We start from the raw sequence: 16,490 nt of genomic DNA on the forward strand, positions 1-16,490 counted from the left end.
AGGGTGCGGATGACGGCAGAGTCCGCAACGGCCGCGCCCTCCAGGGGCGCCCTGTGGCTGTCGTTGAGCGCGTTGCTCCTCGGGATGTTCCTCGCGGCACTTGACCAGACGATCGTCGCCACCGCGCTGCCCACCATCGTCAGCGACCTGGGCGGGCTCGACCACCTCTCCTGGGTGGTCACGGCCTATCTGCTGGCCTCCACGGCGGGCACGCCGCTGTGGGGCAAGCTCGGCGATCAGTACGGCCGAAAAAAGCTCTTCCAGATGGCCATTGTGATCTTTCTGATCGGCTCCGCGCTCTGTGGAGTCGCCCAGAACATGCCGGAGTTGATCGGTTTCCGCTTCCTCCAGGGCCTGGGCGGCGGCGGGCTGATCGTGCTGTCGATGGCGATCGTCGGCGACCTGGTGCCCCCGCGCGAACGCGGCCGCTACCAGGGCCTCTTCGGCGCGGTCTTCGGCGCCACCAGCGTGCTTGGCCCGCTGCTCGGCGGCCTGTTCGTGGACCACCTCAGCTGGCGCTGGGTCTTCTACGTCAACCTGCCGGTCGGCGCGGTCGCCCTGGCCGTGATCGCCGCCGTCCTGCGCATCCCGGCCCGCCCGCGCCGCCACAGGATCGACTACGCGGGAACGTTCCTGGTGGCCGCCGTCGCCGGGGCCCTCGTGGTGATCGCCTCGCTCGGCGGCACGACGTGGAACTGGGACTCCTGGCAGGTCGTCGGCCTGGCCGTGCTCGCCGCCTGCGGCCTCGCGGCCTTCGTGCGGGTGGAGCGGCGGGCCGCCGAGCCGGTGCTGCCGCTCACCCTCTTCCGGATTCGCACGTTCACGCTCTGCTGCGCGATCGCCTTCGTCGTCGGCTTCGCGATGTTCGGCGGGATGACCTATCTGCCTACCTTCCTCCAGGTCGTGCACGGCATCTCGCCCACCCTCTCCGGCGTCCACCTGCTGCCGATGGTGCTCGGGCTGCTGCTGGCCTCCACCGGCTCGGGCCAGCTCATCAGCCGCACGGGGCGATGGAAGATCTTTCCCGTTCTCGGCACGGCGGTGACCGCGATCGGCCTGTTCCTGCTGCACAACCTCAATGAGAACAGTGGCGATCTGGACATGAGCCTTTCGTTCGCGGTCTTCGGCCTGGGCATCGGCATGGTCCTCCAGGTCCTGGTCCTGGCCGTGCAGAACGCCGTCGACTACGCGGACCTCGGCGTGGCCACGTCGGGCGTGACGTTCTTCCGCTCGATCGGCGCGGCCTTCGGCGTGGCCGTGCTCGGCACGGTCTTCACCACCCGCCTCGAACACCGGCTGACGACCGAGCTGCGCGGGGTGCGGCTGCCGCGCGGGGTGAGCGTCGACTCGCTGCTGAGCGACCCGCGCGGCATCGACGCCCTTCCCGACCGGATGAGACAGCGCGTGATCACGTCCTATTCGGACGGGATCACCGACGTCTTCCTCTATGCCATCCCGGTGGTCGTTCTCGCCCATGCGCTGGCCTGGCTGCTGCGCGAGGACCCCCTGCGCGACAGCGTCACGGCGCCCGACGCCAGCGAGACCGTGCCACCCAACCCCGTCGAGCGCTCCTCGCGCGAGGAGTGCGCCCGCGCGCTGTCCGTCCTCGCCACCAGGGCCGGGCGGCGCGACCTCTACGCCGGGATCGCCAGGGCCGCCGACCAGGACCTCTCCCCCGCCGCCTGCTGGCTCCTGCTGCGCATCGAGCGCGACGACGCCACGGGCGAGCGGACCGGGGTGCCCCGCGACGTCGTCGACGCCGCCGCGGGGGAGCTGCGCGAGCACTCCCTCGCCACGTGCGCGGGCGGCGCCCTGACCGCAACCGACGAGGGCCACCGGGTCGCCGACCGCCTCGCCCAGGCGCGCGAAGAGGCCCTAGCGCGGCTGCTCGGCGACTGGTGGGGCCCCGAACGCCCCCGCGACCTCACCCGCCTCGTGCACGCCCTCGGCGCGGAGCTCGGCGGCTCGGAGGCCGACCGCCCCCACGCGTGAACGCGCGCCGAACGCCGCGCGACCGTTGGACGAAGGGGGTGGCGAAGCGGGGGCCCCGTTTTGTATCGTGGGCGAACAAAGTGGTTCCGCCCGCTTCCCCGACCGGCCGGGCGGAACCACTGGCTCGTCGCCCCACCCCGCCACGCCCGCCGCGCACCCCCAGGGAGCACCGCCCCATGCCGAACCTCACCCTGAAGGCCCGCGCCCTGCTCCTCGACATGGACGGCACACTGGTCGACTCCGACGCCGTCGTCGAACGCGTCTGGCGCGCCTGGGCGGAGAGCCACGGCCTCGCCCCGGCGCGGGTCTTCGCGATCATGCACGGGCGGCAGGGCCACGCCACGATGGCCGCGCTGCTGCCCGACCGCCCGAGCGCCGTCAACCACGAGGAGAACGCCCGGCTGCTGGCCCAGGAGACCGCGGACGTGGAGGGCGTGGTGGCCGTCCCCGGCGCCCCGGCGTTCCTCGCGGCCGCCCAGCGCGTGCCGCACGCCCTGGTCACCTCGGCCGATCTCGCGCTCGCCACCGCGCGCATGGGCGCCGCGGGGCTGGCGATGCCCGACGTCCGCATCACCGCCGAGTCGGTCAGCGCGAGCAAGCCCGACCCCGAGGGATTCCTCAAGGGCGCCGCCGAGTTGGGCGCCGACCCGGCCGACTGCGTGGTCTTCGAGGACTCGGCGGCCGGGATCGCCGCCGCCCGCGCGGCCGGGATGCGGGTCGTGGGCATCGGGGCGCGCGCCGCGGCGCATAAGCCGACCGCGCACGCCGCCACTTGGGAACAGGTGACCCTCACGCCGGAGCCCGACGGCACCGCGCTCCTGACCATCGCGACCTGAGCGGGGGCGCACGCCCCCGCCCTCAGCCCCGGATCGCCCTCAGAAGGCTGATCGCCGCGAGCACCAGGCACACGTGCGCCAGGAACGCGGCGGCGACGCCGATGAAGACATGGGCCGCCCGGTACCTGGTCGCCAGGACCAGGCTCGCGAGCGCCGTCGTGTCGGGCGGCTCGGACAGGGCGATGACGCCGAAGGAGACGGCGGCGACGGTCAGGCTGGACACCGGCGAGGGTCAGGCCGTCGCCGAAGTCCCCTGGAACGGCACGGAGAAACAGGCCACCCGCCCGCCCGCGTCACCCGGCGCGTGCCCGTCGTGCCCGTGGGACGTGCCCCGTTCGTGCAGCACCACCGACGCCGCCTCGCCCGCTCTGAACACCCACTCCTGCTCGGCCCGCGCCCGGCCCGTGCCCGACGGGTCCGCCGTCAGGTCGAGCCACACCTCGTTCCGCGGCGTCACCACGTCGGGGACGTTCCGGTAGTGCCCGAGCGCCGCGGCCGGGTCGGCGCCGCACGGCGCGATGTGCACATGGGTGCCGTAGGTGCGCCCGGGGACCAGCCCGTCGACCGTCACCTCGACCGACATCACGCCGCCCATGACCCGCTGGTGCACCATGATCTCCGCGCCCTCGGGCACCAGCCCCGCGTCATACGTCAGCGCGGGCGCCTGCCGCTCGGCCGCCGGGTCCACCGGCACGAACCGCCCCGTCTCGAACACCCCCGTGATCATCGGGGCGTTCGCCTCCGCGGTCCCGACCGTCGTCCCCGCGATCCAGATCGCGGCGGCCATCGCCGCCGCACCCGTCGCCAGCGTCCTCATCCCAGCTCCTTGCCTCTGCGGGCCCCTGCGGGCCTCTGTGCGCTTCGGTACGCCTCTGCGGGCGGGATCCTCGTTCTCCTTCGACCCCACCGCGCTGAATCACCCTGCCGGGGACGGACGGTGAGACCGCCACCACACGCACCCGCGTGCACCCGGGCGAGGCGCCAGGCGTACGCTGTACGGAGGAACCGTCGGGACGCAACAGCACGTCGTAGAACACGTCACCTTCGGCCGAGGCCGGACAGAGGCCGGACGCGTGGTGCGGCCATGCGATGCGAGTGACCGTGACAAGCGACCGTGCAGGGGAATCGGGGACACGTGCAGGAGACCTTGGGGATACTGCTGTACGCCCCGTGGATCTACGTCATCGTGGCGGTGTCCATCCTGCTCGACGTCTTCGTCCCCGTGCTGCCAAGCGGCGCCCTCGTGGTCACCGCCGCGACCGTGGCCGCTGGCACCGCCGCCGACGTGGCGGGGCTGCCGACGCCCGACGCCGACCCGCGGCTCCCCCAGCTGTTCCTGCTGGTCGTGTGCGCCACCACGGCCTCGGTCATCGGCGACCTCATCGCCTACCGGCTCGCCCTGCGCGGCGGCCGGAGGTTCGGCAGCGCCATCTCACGCTCGCGCCGCCTCACCGCCGCCCACCAGCGGCTCGAGGTCGCGCTCACGCGCGGCGGCGGCCCGCTGGTCGTGCTGGCCCGCTTCGCCCCCGCGGGGCGCGCGGTCGTGAGCCTGGGCGCGGGCGTGTCCCGGCGCAGGGCACGGGAGTTCCTGCCGTGGTCGGCGCTCGCCGCGGTCGTCTGGACCGGGTACAGCGTCGGGCTCGGCTATCTCGGCGGCCAGCTCCTGGGCGCCAGCTGGATCGCCACGGGCCTCTCCCTGCTGGCCCTGCTCGCCGCGGGCTTCATCGCCGTGCGGCTGCTGCGCCCCGCACAGGAGGGCGCCACGCCCCAGGCGCCCGCCGCGAACTGACCGCCGGAACTGTCCTGAAGCGAACGGCGCGCTCTCATGCCCCCGCGCCCCCCGGCACCACCACGCGCCCCACGCCCCCGAACCAGCAGACGTCCTCGCGCGGGGGCCGTTCGTCGGCGGGGGCGGTGGGGCGCCACTCGGAGACCATGTCGATGCCGGGCTCGACCAGTTCGAGCCCGTCGAAGAACCCCTCGAAGCGCGCCCGGTCACGGATCGTCAGCGGAACGCCGTGCGCGCGGTAGGCGGCCTGGAGCGAGCGCGCCGTCTCCGGCAGCAGGTCGGACGCCGCGTGCGAGAGAACGAAGTGGCTGCCGGGGGCGGCCACGTCGCGGAAGGCCCGCACGACGCCCTCCGGGTCGTGCTCGTCGTCGATGAAGTGCAGCACCGCGACCGCGAGCACGCCGATCGGCCGGGCCAGGTCGAGCAGCGCCGCCGTTCTCGGGTGCTCCAGGATGTCCCGCGGCCGGCGGATGTCGCAGCGGACCACGGCCGTCCGCTCGTCCTGCGCGAGCATGGCGCCGCCGAAGGCCAGCACGATGGGGTCGTTGTCCACGTAGAGGACGCGCGAGCGCGGCTCGATGCCCTGGGCGATCTGATGGACGTTCAGCGCCGTGGGCATCCCCGAGCCCAGGTCGATGAACTGGCGGATCCCCGCCTTCCGCACCAGATACCGCACCGCCCGCCCCAGGAAGGCACGATTCTCCTCGGCCGCGGTGCGCAGCTTGGGGAAGATCGCGAGGGCCCTCTCGGCCGCCTCGCCGTCGGCCGCGTAGTGATCGCGGCCGCCGAGTAAGTAGTCGTACATGCGGGCCGCGTGCGGCCGGTCGGTCCGCGGGCCCACTCGTGTGTCGCCGTCCAAGGCGCTCTCACCCCCGCGGTTGCGCGACAGTCGAAGGACAGCTCCCCCGGGGCGGCCGCGCCCCTACCGGGGCGGAAGACGCGGGCCGCGAGGGAGGGAGAGGTGGGTGCAGACGGGGTCGAACCGCCGACATCCGCCTTGTAAGGGCGGCGCTCTACCGCTGAGCTATGCACCCCCGGAGCCGCCGCACAGCCTACACGTCGGGGCCCCGCCGCCCCAGGCCGCACGGTCCCCCCGCGCACCGCTGTGGCCGGTGGGACAATGGTCACCGACTCACATGGCCCATCCACGGCGGGGAGAAGGACACGTGACAACGAGCGGCGGGACCCGCTGGTGGGGTCGGGGGCGCGTGGAGGACCTGCGGGCCAGGGCACAGGAGGCGAAGGACGAGGCGGCGGCGGCGTTCTACGAGCTCGACACCGCCCAGCGCGACCTGCGGATCACCGTCGAGACGATCACCGCGGCCGACGAGGGCCCCGAGGCGACGCGGGCGGCCGCCGAGTTCGCGGCGTTCGGCGAGCGCGTCGACCGGGTCAGCCAGGACTACATCACCGCGATGGACGCCCACGACCTGGACAGCCAGGCCCTCGACCCTGGGGCCGCCTCGCGCGCCCGGCAGGGCCTGCTCGCGGCGCGCGACGAGCTGGTGCGGGTGCGCCAGGACCTCGAGCGCTTCGGACAGCGCCTGGCTCCCCTGGTGGAGCGGGCCGAGTCCCAGCTGGCCCAGGTGGCGCCCGCCGTCGAACGCGCCCGGCACGCGCTCAGGAGCGCGACGGAAGCGCTCGATCGGGCGCGCGGCGCTGGCCTGCGCGCCGACGACCTGGCGGCGTCGCTCGCCGGGCTCGGGCCCGAGCTGCGCAAGCTCAACGAGGGCGCGGGCCAGCACGGCATCAAGGCGACGGTCCGCAGGGCCGAGGACGTGCGGCGGCGGGCCGAGGCGATCGCGGCGGACGCGGAGCGGCTGCCGCAGCGGGCCGCGGAGATCGACCGGCGGCTGCGGAGCCTGCGCACGCGCGCGGAGGCGATCACCACGCGGGCCGGGCAGGTGGAGCCCGTGCTGAGCGAGCTGCGCCGCAGGTTCAGCGTGGCGTGCTGGCAGGACCTCCAGCGGGTGCCCGAGGAGGCGGCCGATTCGGTGCGGCGGGCCGAGGCGGCGCTCGCGGAGGCGCGGCGGGCACGCGAGGAGCAGCGCTTCGCCGACGCCACGGCCAGGCTGACCTCGGTGCACGAGCTGCTCGGGCGCACCGACGAGGCGGTATCGGAGGCCGGGGAGCGGCTGCGGCGGCTCAACGCCGTGTCGTTCGACCCGAGCAAGGAGATCGACAGGACGCGCTTCGTGATCAGGGACGCGCAGCGGCTGGCGATGGCGGGCCGCTCCATCCCCGAGGCGCGGCACGCGCGCCCGCTCGACGCGGCGGTCGAGCGCCTGGAGCGGGCGGTGGCCGACCTGGAGCGCGGCGGGCGCAACCCCGACTACTGGCTGTTCCTCAACGAGACCGAGGCGGTGCGGACCATGGTCGCGGCCGTGGTGGAGGAGATCCGCGCCGGGCGCTGACGGCGCGCGCCACGGGCGCGGACGGCGCGCACGCCGGGCGTTATGCACCCCTTCGCGCGGGTACGCGGGGGGGCATGGCTGCGTTTCATGGCACGGATCCCGAGGGCGAGCCCCGCCTTCCCCACACCGGCCCCCGGTCGCTGCTGCGGCGCGTGCACCTTGACGACCACCTGCCGGTGGACAAGCGGCTGGCCAGGTTCTACCGGATCACCGCGGGCCTGATGGGGGCGGCACTCGTCGTCTTCGGCGTCCTCGGGCTGACCGTGGGCGGCGGGAGCGACGCCACCGTGGCGGGCCTGTCCACCAACGCCCCCCTCGACTGGCTGTCGATCGGCGTCGGCGCGCTGCTGTTCTCGGGGATGTTCCTCGACGGGAACACCGCGTCCACGCTCAACCTCACGCTGGGCGTGCTCTTCGTGCTCAGCGGCTTCGTCAACCTGGTGGTGCTTGAGCGGTCGGCCAACATCCTCAACTTCCAGCTCCAGAACGTCATCTTCAGCTTCGTGGTCGGCGTGCTGCTCATGACGTTCGGCATGTACGGGCGGGTGAGCGGGCGGCTGCCGCACGACAATCCCTACTGGCGCGCCAGGAATCCCCGGGGGGTCGCCCGCGAGCGGGCGGGGCTCACGGCGCGGCCGGAGGACGAGGCGCGGACCGAGCCGCCCCAGCGGGACCCGCGGCGCCGCCCCGAGCAGCGCTCCGCGCCTCGGCCCGCGCAGCCTCCTGACCAGGCTCCCGGACAGGACCAGGCTCCCGGACAGGGCTCGCAACGGCGTCGAGGAACGCGCCGAGGATCCGCTCCCCGGCCCGGACGCCCCGGTCGCTCAACGCGGTGACGTGCGGCGCGCCCCACCCGGCCGCCGCCAGCTCGCCGTGCCCGGGCCGCCAGCCCCGGTCGGCGGCCAGCAGCAGGTCGGTGTCCAGGAGCGAGTCCCCGGCCGACAGCACGGTGGCCGCGCCGGTGCGGCGCGCGATCTCGGCGACGGCGGCGCTCTTGGTGAGCGGGCGCGGCACGGCGTAGAGCTTGCGCCCCTGGAGCGAGACGGTCCAGCCCCGGGGCGCGGCCCAGTCGGCCAGCTCCTTGGGCCAGGTGTCCGGCATCAGGGCGCGTTCGACCACGAGGTAGGCGAACAGGCCCTCGGCGTTCCGCTCCTTGAGCAGCCAGGCGGCGTCGGCGGAACGCGCCAGGTGCGCCGTGACCTCGGCGAGCGGCGCGCACTCGGCGGCCAGGCGCCGACGCACGCCCGCGTGCCACTCCTCGTCCGTGAGGCCGTCCACCAGCAGGTGGCCGCCGTTGGCGCAGATCGCGTAGCGCGGCGCGGGTCCAGGGAGCCGGATCCTGAGGTACTGCTCGCGCGTGCGCGTGGTGGTCGGGACGAACAACGCGCCGGGGTGCGCGGCCAGCCGGGCCAGGAGCGCGGCGGCGGTCTCGGTGACATAGGACTGCGGGCGCGACTGGTACGCCTCCACGGTCAGCAGCCTGGGGGCGTGCGCGTCCGGCACGTCGTCGAGGGCGAGCGCGGCGGCCGAGTAGATGAGGGTGCGGTCCAGGTCGGAGGCGACGAGCGTGCTGGGGGTCCCCCCGGACGGAGTCTGGGTCACTGGGCGGCCTTTCCGTCGGCGCCCGTGGCGCCCCTGGTGTAGCGGGGGTGGATGAGCCCGACGCAGCTGTAGGGCAGGTCCTCGGTCTCCTCGACGGGCACTCCGCGCTGCTCGGCGAGCAGCCTGATGTGGTCGAGGTCGGCGCCCGCGCCCCGGCGCGCGAGCACGCGCCAGGGCACGCGGCGCAGCAGCACGCGCGTGGTCTCGCCGACGCCGGGCTTGACGAGGTTGACGTTGTCGATGCCGTACTCCGCGCTGATGCGCTCGACGGCGCGCCAGCCCGCCCACGTGGGGGCGCGTTCGGCCGGTTCCGCGGCCAGCAGGGCCGCGGTGTCGGCGGCGACGCCCGCGGCGGTGGCGGGGTCGGCGAAGTGGGCGCCGACGGCGTCGAGGAAGGCCGCGGAGACGTCGGCGCCCGCGAGGTCGCGGTAGTGCTTGGCGCCGTGGAAGTCGTCGGGCCCGACGAGGTCGGCGCGCAGCACGGTGCGCGAGATCAGCCCGGAGACGGTGGAGTTGAGGCACGCGGAGGGGATGAGGAAGTCCTCGCGCGTGCCATAGGTGGCGACGCAGCCGCCGGGGTCGGCCAGCACGGCGAGCGACGGGTCGAAGCGGGGGAACGGCGCGAGCGCGTCGGCCAGTTCGCGGGTGATCGCGCCCTTGCCCGTCCAGCCGTCGACGAACACCACGTCCTCGGGCTCGTGGTGGGCCGCGAGCCAGCGCATCGCCGTGGTGTCGATGCCCTGGCCCCGCACGATCGAGACGGCGTAGTGCGGCAGGTCGACGCCGTGGGCGTGGCGGGCCCAGCGGCGCATCAGGATGCCGATGGGCGTCCCGGCGCGGGCCAGCGAGACCAGCACGGGCACGCGGCCAGGGCGTGAGCGTTCGGCGAGCACGGCCTCGGTGACCGTGCCGACGGCGCGGGCCACGCGGGCGGACGAGGCGGCCAGGGCGTTGTGGAAGAGGCGCTGGTACTCCTCGCTCGGCTGGTACTCCACGGGCAGCGACTCGGCATAGTGCGCGCCGCCCGACTGGATGGCCTCCTCGCGCTCCTCGGCGGGCGCCTCAAGGGTGACGTCGGACAGGTCCTGGAGCAGCCAGCCCACCTCGTCGGGGGCGTAGGAGGAGAACGCGGGGCCGCGCAGCGGGTGCGGCAGCCGCGGTACCACCGCGAGCAGCACATGCGCGGCATGCGCGCCCAGGGTGGCCAACAGCCCGTCGGGGGCGTGGAGTCGGGGGGTGTCCCCCGCGGCGTCGGTGACCACGACGACGGCGTCCCACTCCCGGCCCGCGACGTTGTAGACATAGCGCGGCCCTGGCCCGTCGGCCGGGTCGTCGTGCGCGGGGAACGTCAGGCGCGTGCGTATCGCGTAGCCGGGGTCGTCCACGGGGAGCACGGGGGAGCGCGTGGTGGTGGAGAAGAGCACCTCGGCGCCGCCGGGCGCGAGCGCGGTCTCCAGGGCGACGGCGAGCCGCAGCGGGACCTGGATCAACTCCTCGGTGCCCAGCACCAGAACACGCCGGGCGCCCGCGGGGAGCGCGGCGGCGATGGCGCGCGCCGGCGCGGCGACGGAGGCGTCCAACCTGGCGTGGTGCGCCGGCGTGAAGCCATGGCGCCCGCCGTCGGGCAGCCCGTCGGGCCAGCCGAGGTCGACACGGGTGACCGGCGCGGGCGCGGGCGCGTTGGGCGGCGGAGGCGCGTCGGCGGCGGCGCGCGCCGCGTGCGCGGCGACGAGCGCCGCGCCGCGCTCCAGGACATCGGGTGGCAGGGTGACAAGCCCCTCGGCCATGGCCATGACCTCGACGGCGACGCCGAGCTCCGCCGCGAACTTGGCCAGCGCGGCCCGGTCCGCGTCCGCCCTGGTGTCCACGAGCACCGCGACGACATAGCGGTCGCGCGGGCTGTTCCGGTGCAGCGCGGCGATGGTGTTGCGCACGGTCCTGCCGGTGGACAGCTCGTCGTCCACCAGCACCAGGGGGCCGCTCCCGGCGAGCAGTCGGGGGTCGGTCGGCAGCAGCAGATGGGACGTGTGGTGGCTGTGCTCCTCCTCGAAGCCACCGGCGGGCGCCACTCCGGGAACGGGGCGGCGCGTGGAGTGCAGATACGTCACTCCTCCCAGTCCCTCGGCGACGCAGTGCCCAAGCCCCGTGGCCGTCTCGGCATAGCCGAGCACCACGGCGCGCCCGGCCGATCCGCCGAGGAGCGCCCGCACGCGGCGCCCGAGCTCGACGCCGGTGCCGTGGACGGTGGAGGGGCGCTGCGGAACGTGCTTGCCGAGGACGCCCGACACCAGCAGGTGGGCGCGGCGGGGGTTGTGGCGCAGCGCCAGGCCGAGCATCGCGCGCGCCTCGTCGCCGTGCAGCCGGACGCCGAGGCGTCGCGCGACCCACTCCCCTGGCCAGGGGGCGGCCCGCCCGCTCACGCGACGCCCGCCGCGAGGAAGTCGACGAAGTCCACGCCGTCGCGCGCGACGCCGAAGACCTCGGCGCGCAGCAGCGTCCGCCGCGCCCAGGCCCGGTGCGGCTTCACCTCGTTCATCTTGTTGGTGTAGGCGGAGCGCAGCACGCCGCCGCCCTCGCGGCCTGGCCCGAGGATGTCGGCGGCGTCGCTGAACTCCTCCTGGCTGACCACGGACAGGGCGTGCACGGGCGCCACGTGCGAGGGGTGGATGCAGGTCTTGCCGAGCAGCCCGTTGGCGTGGTCGAGCACGATCTCGTGCAGCAGCCCGTCCATGTCGTGCTCGATGAGGCGCGCGCGCAGCTCCTCGTGGCGGCCGCTGAACGGGCTGTTGCGCAGCCGGGGCTTGAACATCCGCTCCTGGCCCCTGAAGTACTCCCAGACGGGCCCGGTGACCGTGTAGCCGGAGCCGTCGGAGCGGCCGAAGACGTTGACGACGTCGGCGATCACGGAGGCGACCAGGTGGACGTCGTAGGCGGTCATGTCGCGGCTGCGGCGCAGCCCGTAGGCGGCGCAGAAGTCGGTGACGCCGAGCCGCACGGCGGGGACGCGCTCGCGGTACTTCTCGACGAGCCTGGCCGCCGCGGCCAGCTCGGTGGCGCGGGTCTCCAGGTGCAGCAGCTCGGGCGACTCAAGCACGGGCATGGCGAGCAGGCGGCTGCCCGAAACAACCTCGGCCGCGGTGAGCGCCTCGAGGAACGCCGGGCCCGTCGCGGCCGTGAACTTGGGCAGCACATAGCCGGTGAGCAGCCCGGCGGCCACGCCGAGCCGGGCGGTGAGATCGACGATCTGGGCCGCCGTGCGGACGCGCACGAACAGCAGCGGCAGGTCACCTGGCGCCGCGACCTCGGCCAGCTCGGCGAACTGGCGCACCAGGTTCTCCTCGGCGCCCTCGACCTCCTCGTCGCCGATGGAGTCCTCGAGACACAGGACCATCGACACGACGCCCGAGGCCGCCTGCTTGCGTATGTCGGCGGCGAGGTGGGGGCGGGTGGCCGGGCTGTAGAGGGTGGCGCCCAGCGCGATGCCGATCGTGTCGGCGGGGGAAGCGGGCCCGAATTCGGCGGGCTCCTGGTGGAACAACGCGCGCCGACGCGCAGGCGTGAGGTGCCCGTAATGCCGCATGGATCTCCCCGGGGTTCAAACGGCGGCTCCGGTCGCCCCACTGGCTGGACCGGATCCCTCGGCAATCGTAAACGCGGCATTGTTTCCTCAGTATGGCCGCAGGCAGGATTACTTATATGACGCACGGGTTGGAGGAGGGGGCGGCAATTCACCTGCCCGTTGCCGGGTTACGCGCCGTGTTGCACTGGCTGCCGACAGGAACGGATCCGCGGCGCGGAGTTCCGGATCTCGATCTTTCCGCGGTGCTTCTCGGGGCGGGCGGAAGGGTGCGTTCCGAAGGGGATTTTGTTTTCTACAACCAGCCGCGCCACCCCACGGGCCTGGTCAGGCGCCTGTCGAAACGCCGCGACCGGCACGGGCTACGCGACACGGTGGAGGCGGACCTCGGGCGGCTCGACGCCTCGGTGACGCGCGTGGTGCTCGCCGCGTCCGCCGACGGCGCGGGAGGGTTCGTGGCGGAGCGCAGCATGCCCAGGCTCCTGCTGCACGACGCGGCGGGGGGCGCCCCGTTGGCCGCGCTGCCGCTGCGGCCCGCGCCGGGCGAGACGGCGGTGGTGTGCGGGGAGTTGCGGCGCTCGGACGGCGGGGGCTGGGAGTTCCACGCGTCGGGGCCCGGCTACGCGGGGGGCCTGGTCGCGCTCGCGGCGGCCTATGGCATCGCGGCGGCCGGAACGCCCGAGCCGGCATCCGCGCCCGAGCCGGAATCCGCGCCCGACCCCGGGCCCGAGCCCGCGCCTCGGCCGCGCGTCCACACCCCGACGCCGCCCACGGGCACGGCGTACGGCTATCCCGAGCCCGACCCGGCCTTCACCCTGCCCCCGCAGGGCCCGCAGTTCCTCCCGGACTAGGCCCTGCCCGGGCGGGCTTCGAGGACCGGTCCGCGCCGTCGGACACGGTGCTCCCCCGGTCTCGGGGCACGTCCCGGACGAAGTCCGGGGCGGGGGAGTCCGGGAGGCGCGGCCCCGAAGGGAGTCGCCCGGACAGGGCTATGCCCGCGTCGGCTTCGTGCCGCGGCCCCAGGACATGCCCCAGCCGTAGAGGCGGTCGATCTCCGACTGGAAGCCGTAGACGTACTTCACCTCGCGCCGCGCGACGAGGTGCCCCTTCTTGGGCTCGATCAGCGCGACCGCGCACGAACGGGCGCCCGGCACCGGGTCGACGAGGCCCACCTCGATGTTCTTGCCGTCGGCCGACACCAGCGTCACCACCACGTCCGCCCGGTCGAACGCCGGGACGCCGCTGTAGATGTAGACGAAGACCAGCAGCCGCTTGAACGCGTCGGCGTGGTCGAGGTTCACATACAGGCTCTCGCCCGACGCCGTGCCCCCGAACCGGTCGTCGCCGCTCAGGTGGATGTACGGGGGGTCGTTGAAGTCACCGAGCAGGCCGCCGAGCGACTGGACGACGCCCCGCGAGCCGTCGTTGAGCTCGTACAGGCACGCCAGATCCAGGTCGATGCTGGCCACGCCCTGCGAATGCCCCTGGATCTCGGCGGGCTTGAAGAGGTCCATCGGCCTGCGCAGCACCTGGGCGATGCCGCCCGACGCCCTGGCGAAGTCGGTGCTGGGGCGCATCCGCCAGGCCAGGTCCACGCGCAGCGTCCCGGTGTCCGCGCCCTCGGCGGTCAACGGGGCGGTCGGGGACCGTTTCGTCAGCTCGGTGGCGTAGCTCGACAGGCCGCCCACCGTGTCGAACTTCTGCTTCCGCATGCCGCCTTGCCGCCAGTAGGACCACAGGGACGTCATGGACGCCGCCCACCCCTCACCTCAACTCGCCACCGTCACACCGGAAGCGGGGCGGTCGGTGACCACCCCGCTACCGGAAGGCTTCCTCGGATGTCAGGCGCTCACACCCGACTGCTCTCCTTCTCCGATCCGGCGGACTCGGCCGCCGCGTCGAGCCGGTTGGCGCGCACCGACGACCAGAACGACAGGCCGATCAGGCACACGCCGAGCAGGCCCGTGATCACCTCGTTGAGGTGCCAGCGGATGCTGATCAGCAGCAGCAGGGCCAGCGCGCCGATCGCGTAGTGCGCGCCGTGCTCCAGGTACCGGTAGTCGTCGAGGGTGCCCTGGCGGACGAGATAGATGGTGAGCGATCGCACATACATCGCCCCGATGCCCAGGCCGAGCGCCATCAGGAAGATCTCGTTGGTGATGGCGAACGCGCCGATCACGCCGTCGAAGGAGAACGACGCGTCAAGCACCTCGAGATAGAGGAACAGGAAGAACGCCGCGCGCCCCGCGACCCCGACCGCGGAGACCTCCTTGCCCTGGGCCGCGGCCTTCTCCTTGGCCTTGGCCTCTTCCTCCTCCAGGCGTTCCTCGTCCTCCTCCAGGCGGTTCTCGAAGAAGTCGGAGAGCCCGCCGACCAGGAGATAGACGAGCACACCCGCGACGCCCGAGAGCAGCACCGTTTCCGACTTGTCCGCGTGCAGCCCGCCGTGCTGGTAGGCGCTTGTGGCGATCTGGGTGGCGGCCACCAGCAGCGCGGCCAGCGCGACGCCGACGGAGAACCCGTTGATCCGGCCCAGGTGGGACAGCGGCTTCTCGATCCACCGCAGCCACATGACCTCCCGCTTCTCGAAGATGAAGTTGAGGAAGATCATCAGCAGGAACATGCCACCGAAGGCGGCGATCGACGGGTGGGCGTCGGTGACCAGCTCCTCGTAGTGGTCGGGGTCGTCGAGGGCGAGCTCGACGGCCTCGATCGGGCCGAGCCCGGCCGTGACGGAGACGATCACCACGGGGAAGATCAGCCGCATGCCGAAGACGGCGATGAGAATGCCGATCGTCAGGAAGATCTTCTGCCAGAAGGCGTTCATCCTCTTCAGGACACCGGCGTTGACCACCGCGTTGTCGAAGGAGAGCGAGATCTCCAGGATGGAGAGGATGAGCACGATCGCGAAGGCTTCCCAGCCCCAGAAGAGGGCGGCGGCCACCAGACCCACGATCGTCACGCCGAACGACCAGCCGAAAGTTTTGAGAATCACAAGAAGTCCAGTCTCCGCGCCGGGTGGCGGATGTGCGGGCTGACAAGTCAGATGGCTCGGAATGTCCCCTTGCCACGGTGCCGGTGCGGCGCGGTGCCGCCGGCGTGATCGATGATGGTGGAACGGCTGACGCCGGTCACAGCGTCCGCAGCGCCGTGACGTAATCGTTCAGGTCTCGCGCGTCGGGCAGACCGTTGACCACTGTCCAGCGGACCACGCCTTCCTTGTCGATGATGAACGTTCCGCGCAGAGCGCAACCCTTCTCCTCGTCGAACACCCCGTAAGCTCGCGCGATCTCGCCGTGCGGCCAGAAGTCGGAGAGCAGGGGGTAGTCGAGCCCCTCGCGCTCGCCGAACACGCGGAGCGTGAACGGGCTGTCACAGGAGACGGCGAGCAGCTGGACGTCGTCGTTGACGAATGTCGGCAGCGCGTCCCGCAGGGCGCACAGCTCGCCGGTGCACACGCCGGTGAAGGCGAAGGGGTAGAAGAGCAGAACGACGCTCCGCCCGCCGCGGAAGTCACCGAGCGTGACGGACTGACCGTGCTGATCCCTCAGCTGGAAGTCTGGGGCCTTGGTACCGGGTTCGATCGCCATGGAAGGGTCATCCGATTCCCTGTCGTAGGTAAAGTGACGCGGCCCAGCCTACGACGAGGCCCCTGGCGGCTGATGTGCCCCCAGGGACCTGTGCGCATCCACACGCGGCAGCGGCGCGGCGGCCGTTACTTCTTGCCCGCCGCCTTGGGCGTCACCAGGCGACTGCCTGACCAGTCCTTGCCCGCGCTGACGCTGCTCGTCTGGGCCAGGCCCGCGGTCTGCGCCGCCTCACCGATCTCGCTCGGCTCCACATAGCCGTCGCGCCCGGTCTTCGGGGTCAGCAGCCACACCGGCGCCCCCGGATCGATCATCGTGGTGGCGTCCACCAGCGCGTCGGTGAGGTCGCCGTCGTCCTCGCGGAACCACAGCACCACCGCGTCGGCCACGTCGTCGTAGCCCTCGTCGACGAGATCCTGGCCCGTGATGGCCTCGATGCCCTCGCGGAGTTCCTGCTCGGCGTCGTCGTCGTAGCCGAGCTCCTGGACCACCTGTCCGGGCTGGAAACCCAGCCGAGCGGCGGGATTGGTCCGCTCCTCCGCGTGGTCCGCGGTCGCGCTCACGGATTGCTCCTGTCCTGTGTCGGAAAGCATTCGGTAGGTACGAAGAGACCCGCGCGTGCGCGGGGCTTGGCCCGTAGTCCACACGGGCGGGGCGGATCGCGCAAGTACCCGACCGCCGAGCCCGCCCAAA

At 73.2% G+C, this 16,490-nt stretch carries 14 protein-coding genes, 1 tRNA gene and 2 pseudogenes; 6 read left to right on the plus strand and 11 right to left on the minus strand.

Features of this window, described 5'->3' with window-relative positions; genetic code table 11:
- Positions 1-9: 9 nt before the first annotated feature.
- Positions 10-1,992, plus strand: coding sequence for an MDR family MFS transporter (locus DEH69_RS11145; protein ID WP_113686780.1), 1,983 nt, complete (start codon positions 10-12; stop codon positions 1,990-1,992).
- A 176-nt stretch (positions 1,993-2,168) separates the two neighbouring features.
- The gene (locus tag DEH69_RS11150) at positions 2,169-2,828 is read left to right on the plus strand and encodes an HAD-IA family hydrolase (RefSeq protein WP_113686781.1); all 660 of its coding nucleotides are present in this window, start codon (positions 2,169-2,171) and stop codon (positions 2,826-2,828) included.
- Positions 2,829-2,868: 40 nt separating this feature from the next.
- On the opposite strand, the pseudogene DEH69_RS11155 reads toward DEH69_RS11150, so the two are convergent.
- A pseudogene (locus tag DEH69_RS11155) lies at positions 2,869-3,051 on the minus strand (TMEM165/GDT1 family protein); the annotation flags it as partial.
- A gap of 9 nt (positions 3,052-3,060) precedes the next feature.
- Positions 3,061-3,645, minus strand: coding sequence for a superoxide dismutase family protein (locus DEH69_RS11160; RefSeq protein WP_113686783.1), 585 nt, complete (start codon positions 3,643-3,645; stop codon positions 3,061-3,063).
- A gap of 318 nt (positions 3,646-3,963) precedes the next feature.
- On the opposite strand from DEH69_RS11160, the gene DEH69_RS11165 reads away from it, so the two are divergent.
- Complete coding sequence (locus DEH69_RS11165) at positions 3,964-4,617, plus strand: DedA family protein (protein WP_113686784.1); 654 nt, start codon at positions 3,964-3,966, stop codon at positions 4,615-4,617.
- A gap of 34 nt (positions 4,618-4,651) precedes the next feature.
- Here DEH69_RS11165 and DEH69_RS11170 read toward each other — a convergent pair whose 3' ends face one another.
- The gene (locus DEH69_RS11170) at positions 4,652-5,458 is read right to left on the minus strand and encodes an SAM-dependent methyltransferase (RefSeq protein WP_258534613.1); all 807 of its coding nucleotides are present in this window, start codon (positions 5,456-5,458) and stop codon (positions 4,652-4,654) included.
- A 121-nt stretch (positions 5,459-5,579) separates the two neighbouring features.
- Positions 5,580-5,651, minus strand: a tRNA-Val gene (locus tag DEH69_RS11175).
- 132 nt (positions 5,652-5,783) lie between these two features.
- Here DEH69_RS11175 and DEH69_RS11180 point away from each other — a divergent pair.
- Positions 5,784-7,031 (plus strand): hypothetical protein, encoded by a 1,248-nt coding sequence (locus tag DEH69_RS11180; RefSeq protein ID WP_147255519.1) that lies wholly within the window; start codon positions 5,784-5,786, stop codon positions 7,029-7,031.
- Positions 7,032-7,105: 74 nt separating this feature from the next.
- Positions 7,106-7,627: pseudogene (locus tag DEH69_RS32590) on the plus strand (DUF4383 domain-containing protein); the annotation flags it as partial.
- A gap of 28 nt (positions 7,628-7,655) precedes the next feature.
- Here DEH69_RS32590 and DEH69_RS11190 read toward each other — a convergent pair.
- From DEH69_RS11190 to DEH69_RS11200, 3 genes are read right to left on the minus strand one after another with little or no spacing between them, the layout of a single operon-like run.
- A complete protein-coding gene (locus DEH69_RS11190) occupies positions 7,656-8,633 on the minus strand; it encodes an HAD family hydrolase (protein ID WP_258534590.1) in 978 nt (325 codons plus the stop codon).
- The gene (locus tag DEH69_RS11195) at positions 8,630-11,053 is read right to left on the minus strand and encodes a phosphoribosyltransferase (protein ID WP_258534591.1); all 2,424 of its coding nucleotides are present in this window, start codon (positions 11,051-11,053) and stop codon (positions 8,630-8,632) included. Before DEH69_RS11195 ends, DEH69_RS11190 begins: the two co-directional genes overlap by 4 nt.
- Complete coding sequence (locus DEH69_RS11200) at positions 11,050-12,213, minus strand: HpcH/HpaI aldolase/citrate lyase family protein (RefSeq protein WP_113686787.1); 1,164 nt, start codon at positions 12,211-12,213, stop codon at positions 11,050-11,052. Before DEH69_RS11200 ends, DEH69_RS11195 begins: the two co-directional genes overlap by 4 nt.
- Positions 12,214-12,329: 116 nt before the next feature.
- Between DEH69_RS11200 and DEH69_RS11205 the strand changes: the two genes are divergently transcribed.
- A complete protein-coding gene (locus tag DEH69_RS11205; RefSeq protein WP_113686788.1) occupies positions 12,330-13,061 on the plus strand; it encodes a TerD family protein in 732 nt (243 codons plus the stop codon).
- A gap of 138 nt (positions 13,062-13,199) precedes the next feature.
- Here the strand turns inward: DEH69_RS11205 and DEH69_RS11210 are convergent, their stop codons facing one another.
- The 4 genes from DEH69_RS11210 to DEH69_RS11225 form a co-directional block, all read right to left on the minus strand.
- Positions 13,200-13,958 carry a Tellurium resistance gene (locus DEH69_RS11210; protein ID WP_113686789.1) on the minus strand — a complete coding sequence of 253 codons (759 nt, stop codon included), beginning with the start codon at positions 13,956-13,958 and terminating at the stop codon, positions 13,200-13,202.
- A gap of 101 nt (positions 13,959-14,059) precedes the next feature.
- Positions 14,060-15,205: a DUF475 domain-containing protein gene (locus DEH69_RS11215; RefSeq protein ID WP_113686790.1), complete on the minus strand. Its 1,146-nt coding sequence runs from the start codon at positions 15,203-15,205 to the stop codon at positions 14,060-14,062.
- A 136-nt stretch (positions 15,206-15,341) separates the two neighbouring features.
- Positions 15,342-15,800: a peroxiredoxin gene (locus tag DEH69_RS11220; protein WP_113686791.1), complete on the minus strand. Its 459-nt coding sequence runs from the start codon at positions 15,798-15,800 to the stop codon at positions 15,342-15,344.
- A 125-nt stretch (positions 15,801-15,925) separates the two neighbouring features.
- A complete protein-coding gene (locus DEH69_RS11225; protein ID WP_113686792.1) occupies positions 15,926-16,360 on the minus strand; it encodes a DUF3052 domain-containing protein in 435 nt (144 codons plus the stop codon).
- Positions 16,361-16,490: the final 130 nt, after the last annotated feature.

The sequence above is a fragment of the Streptomyces sp. PT12 genome, assembly GCF_003311645.1.
Classification (GTDB): domain Bacteria; phylum Actinomycetota; class Actinomycetes; order Streptomycetales; family Streptomycetaceae; genus Streptomyces.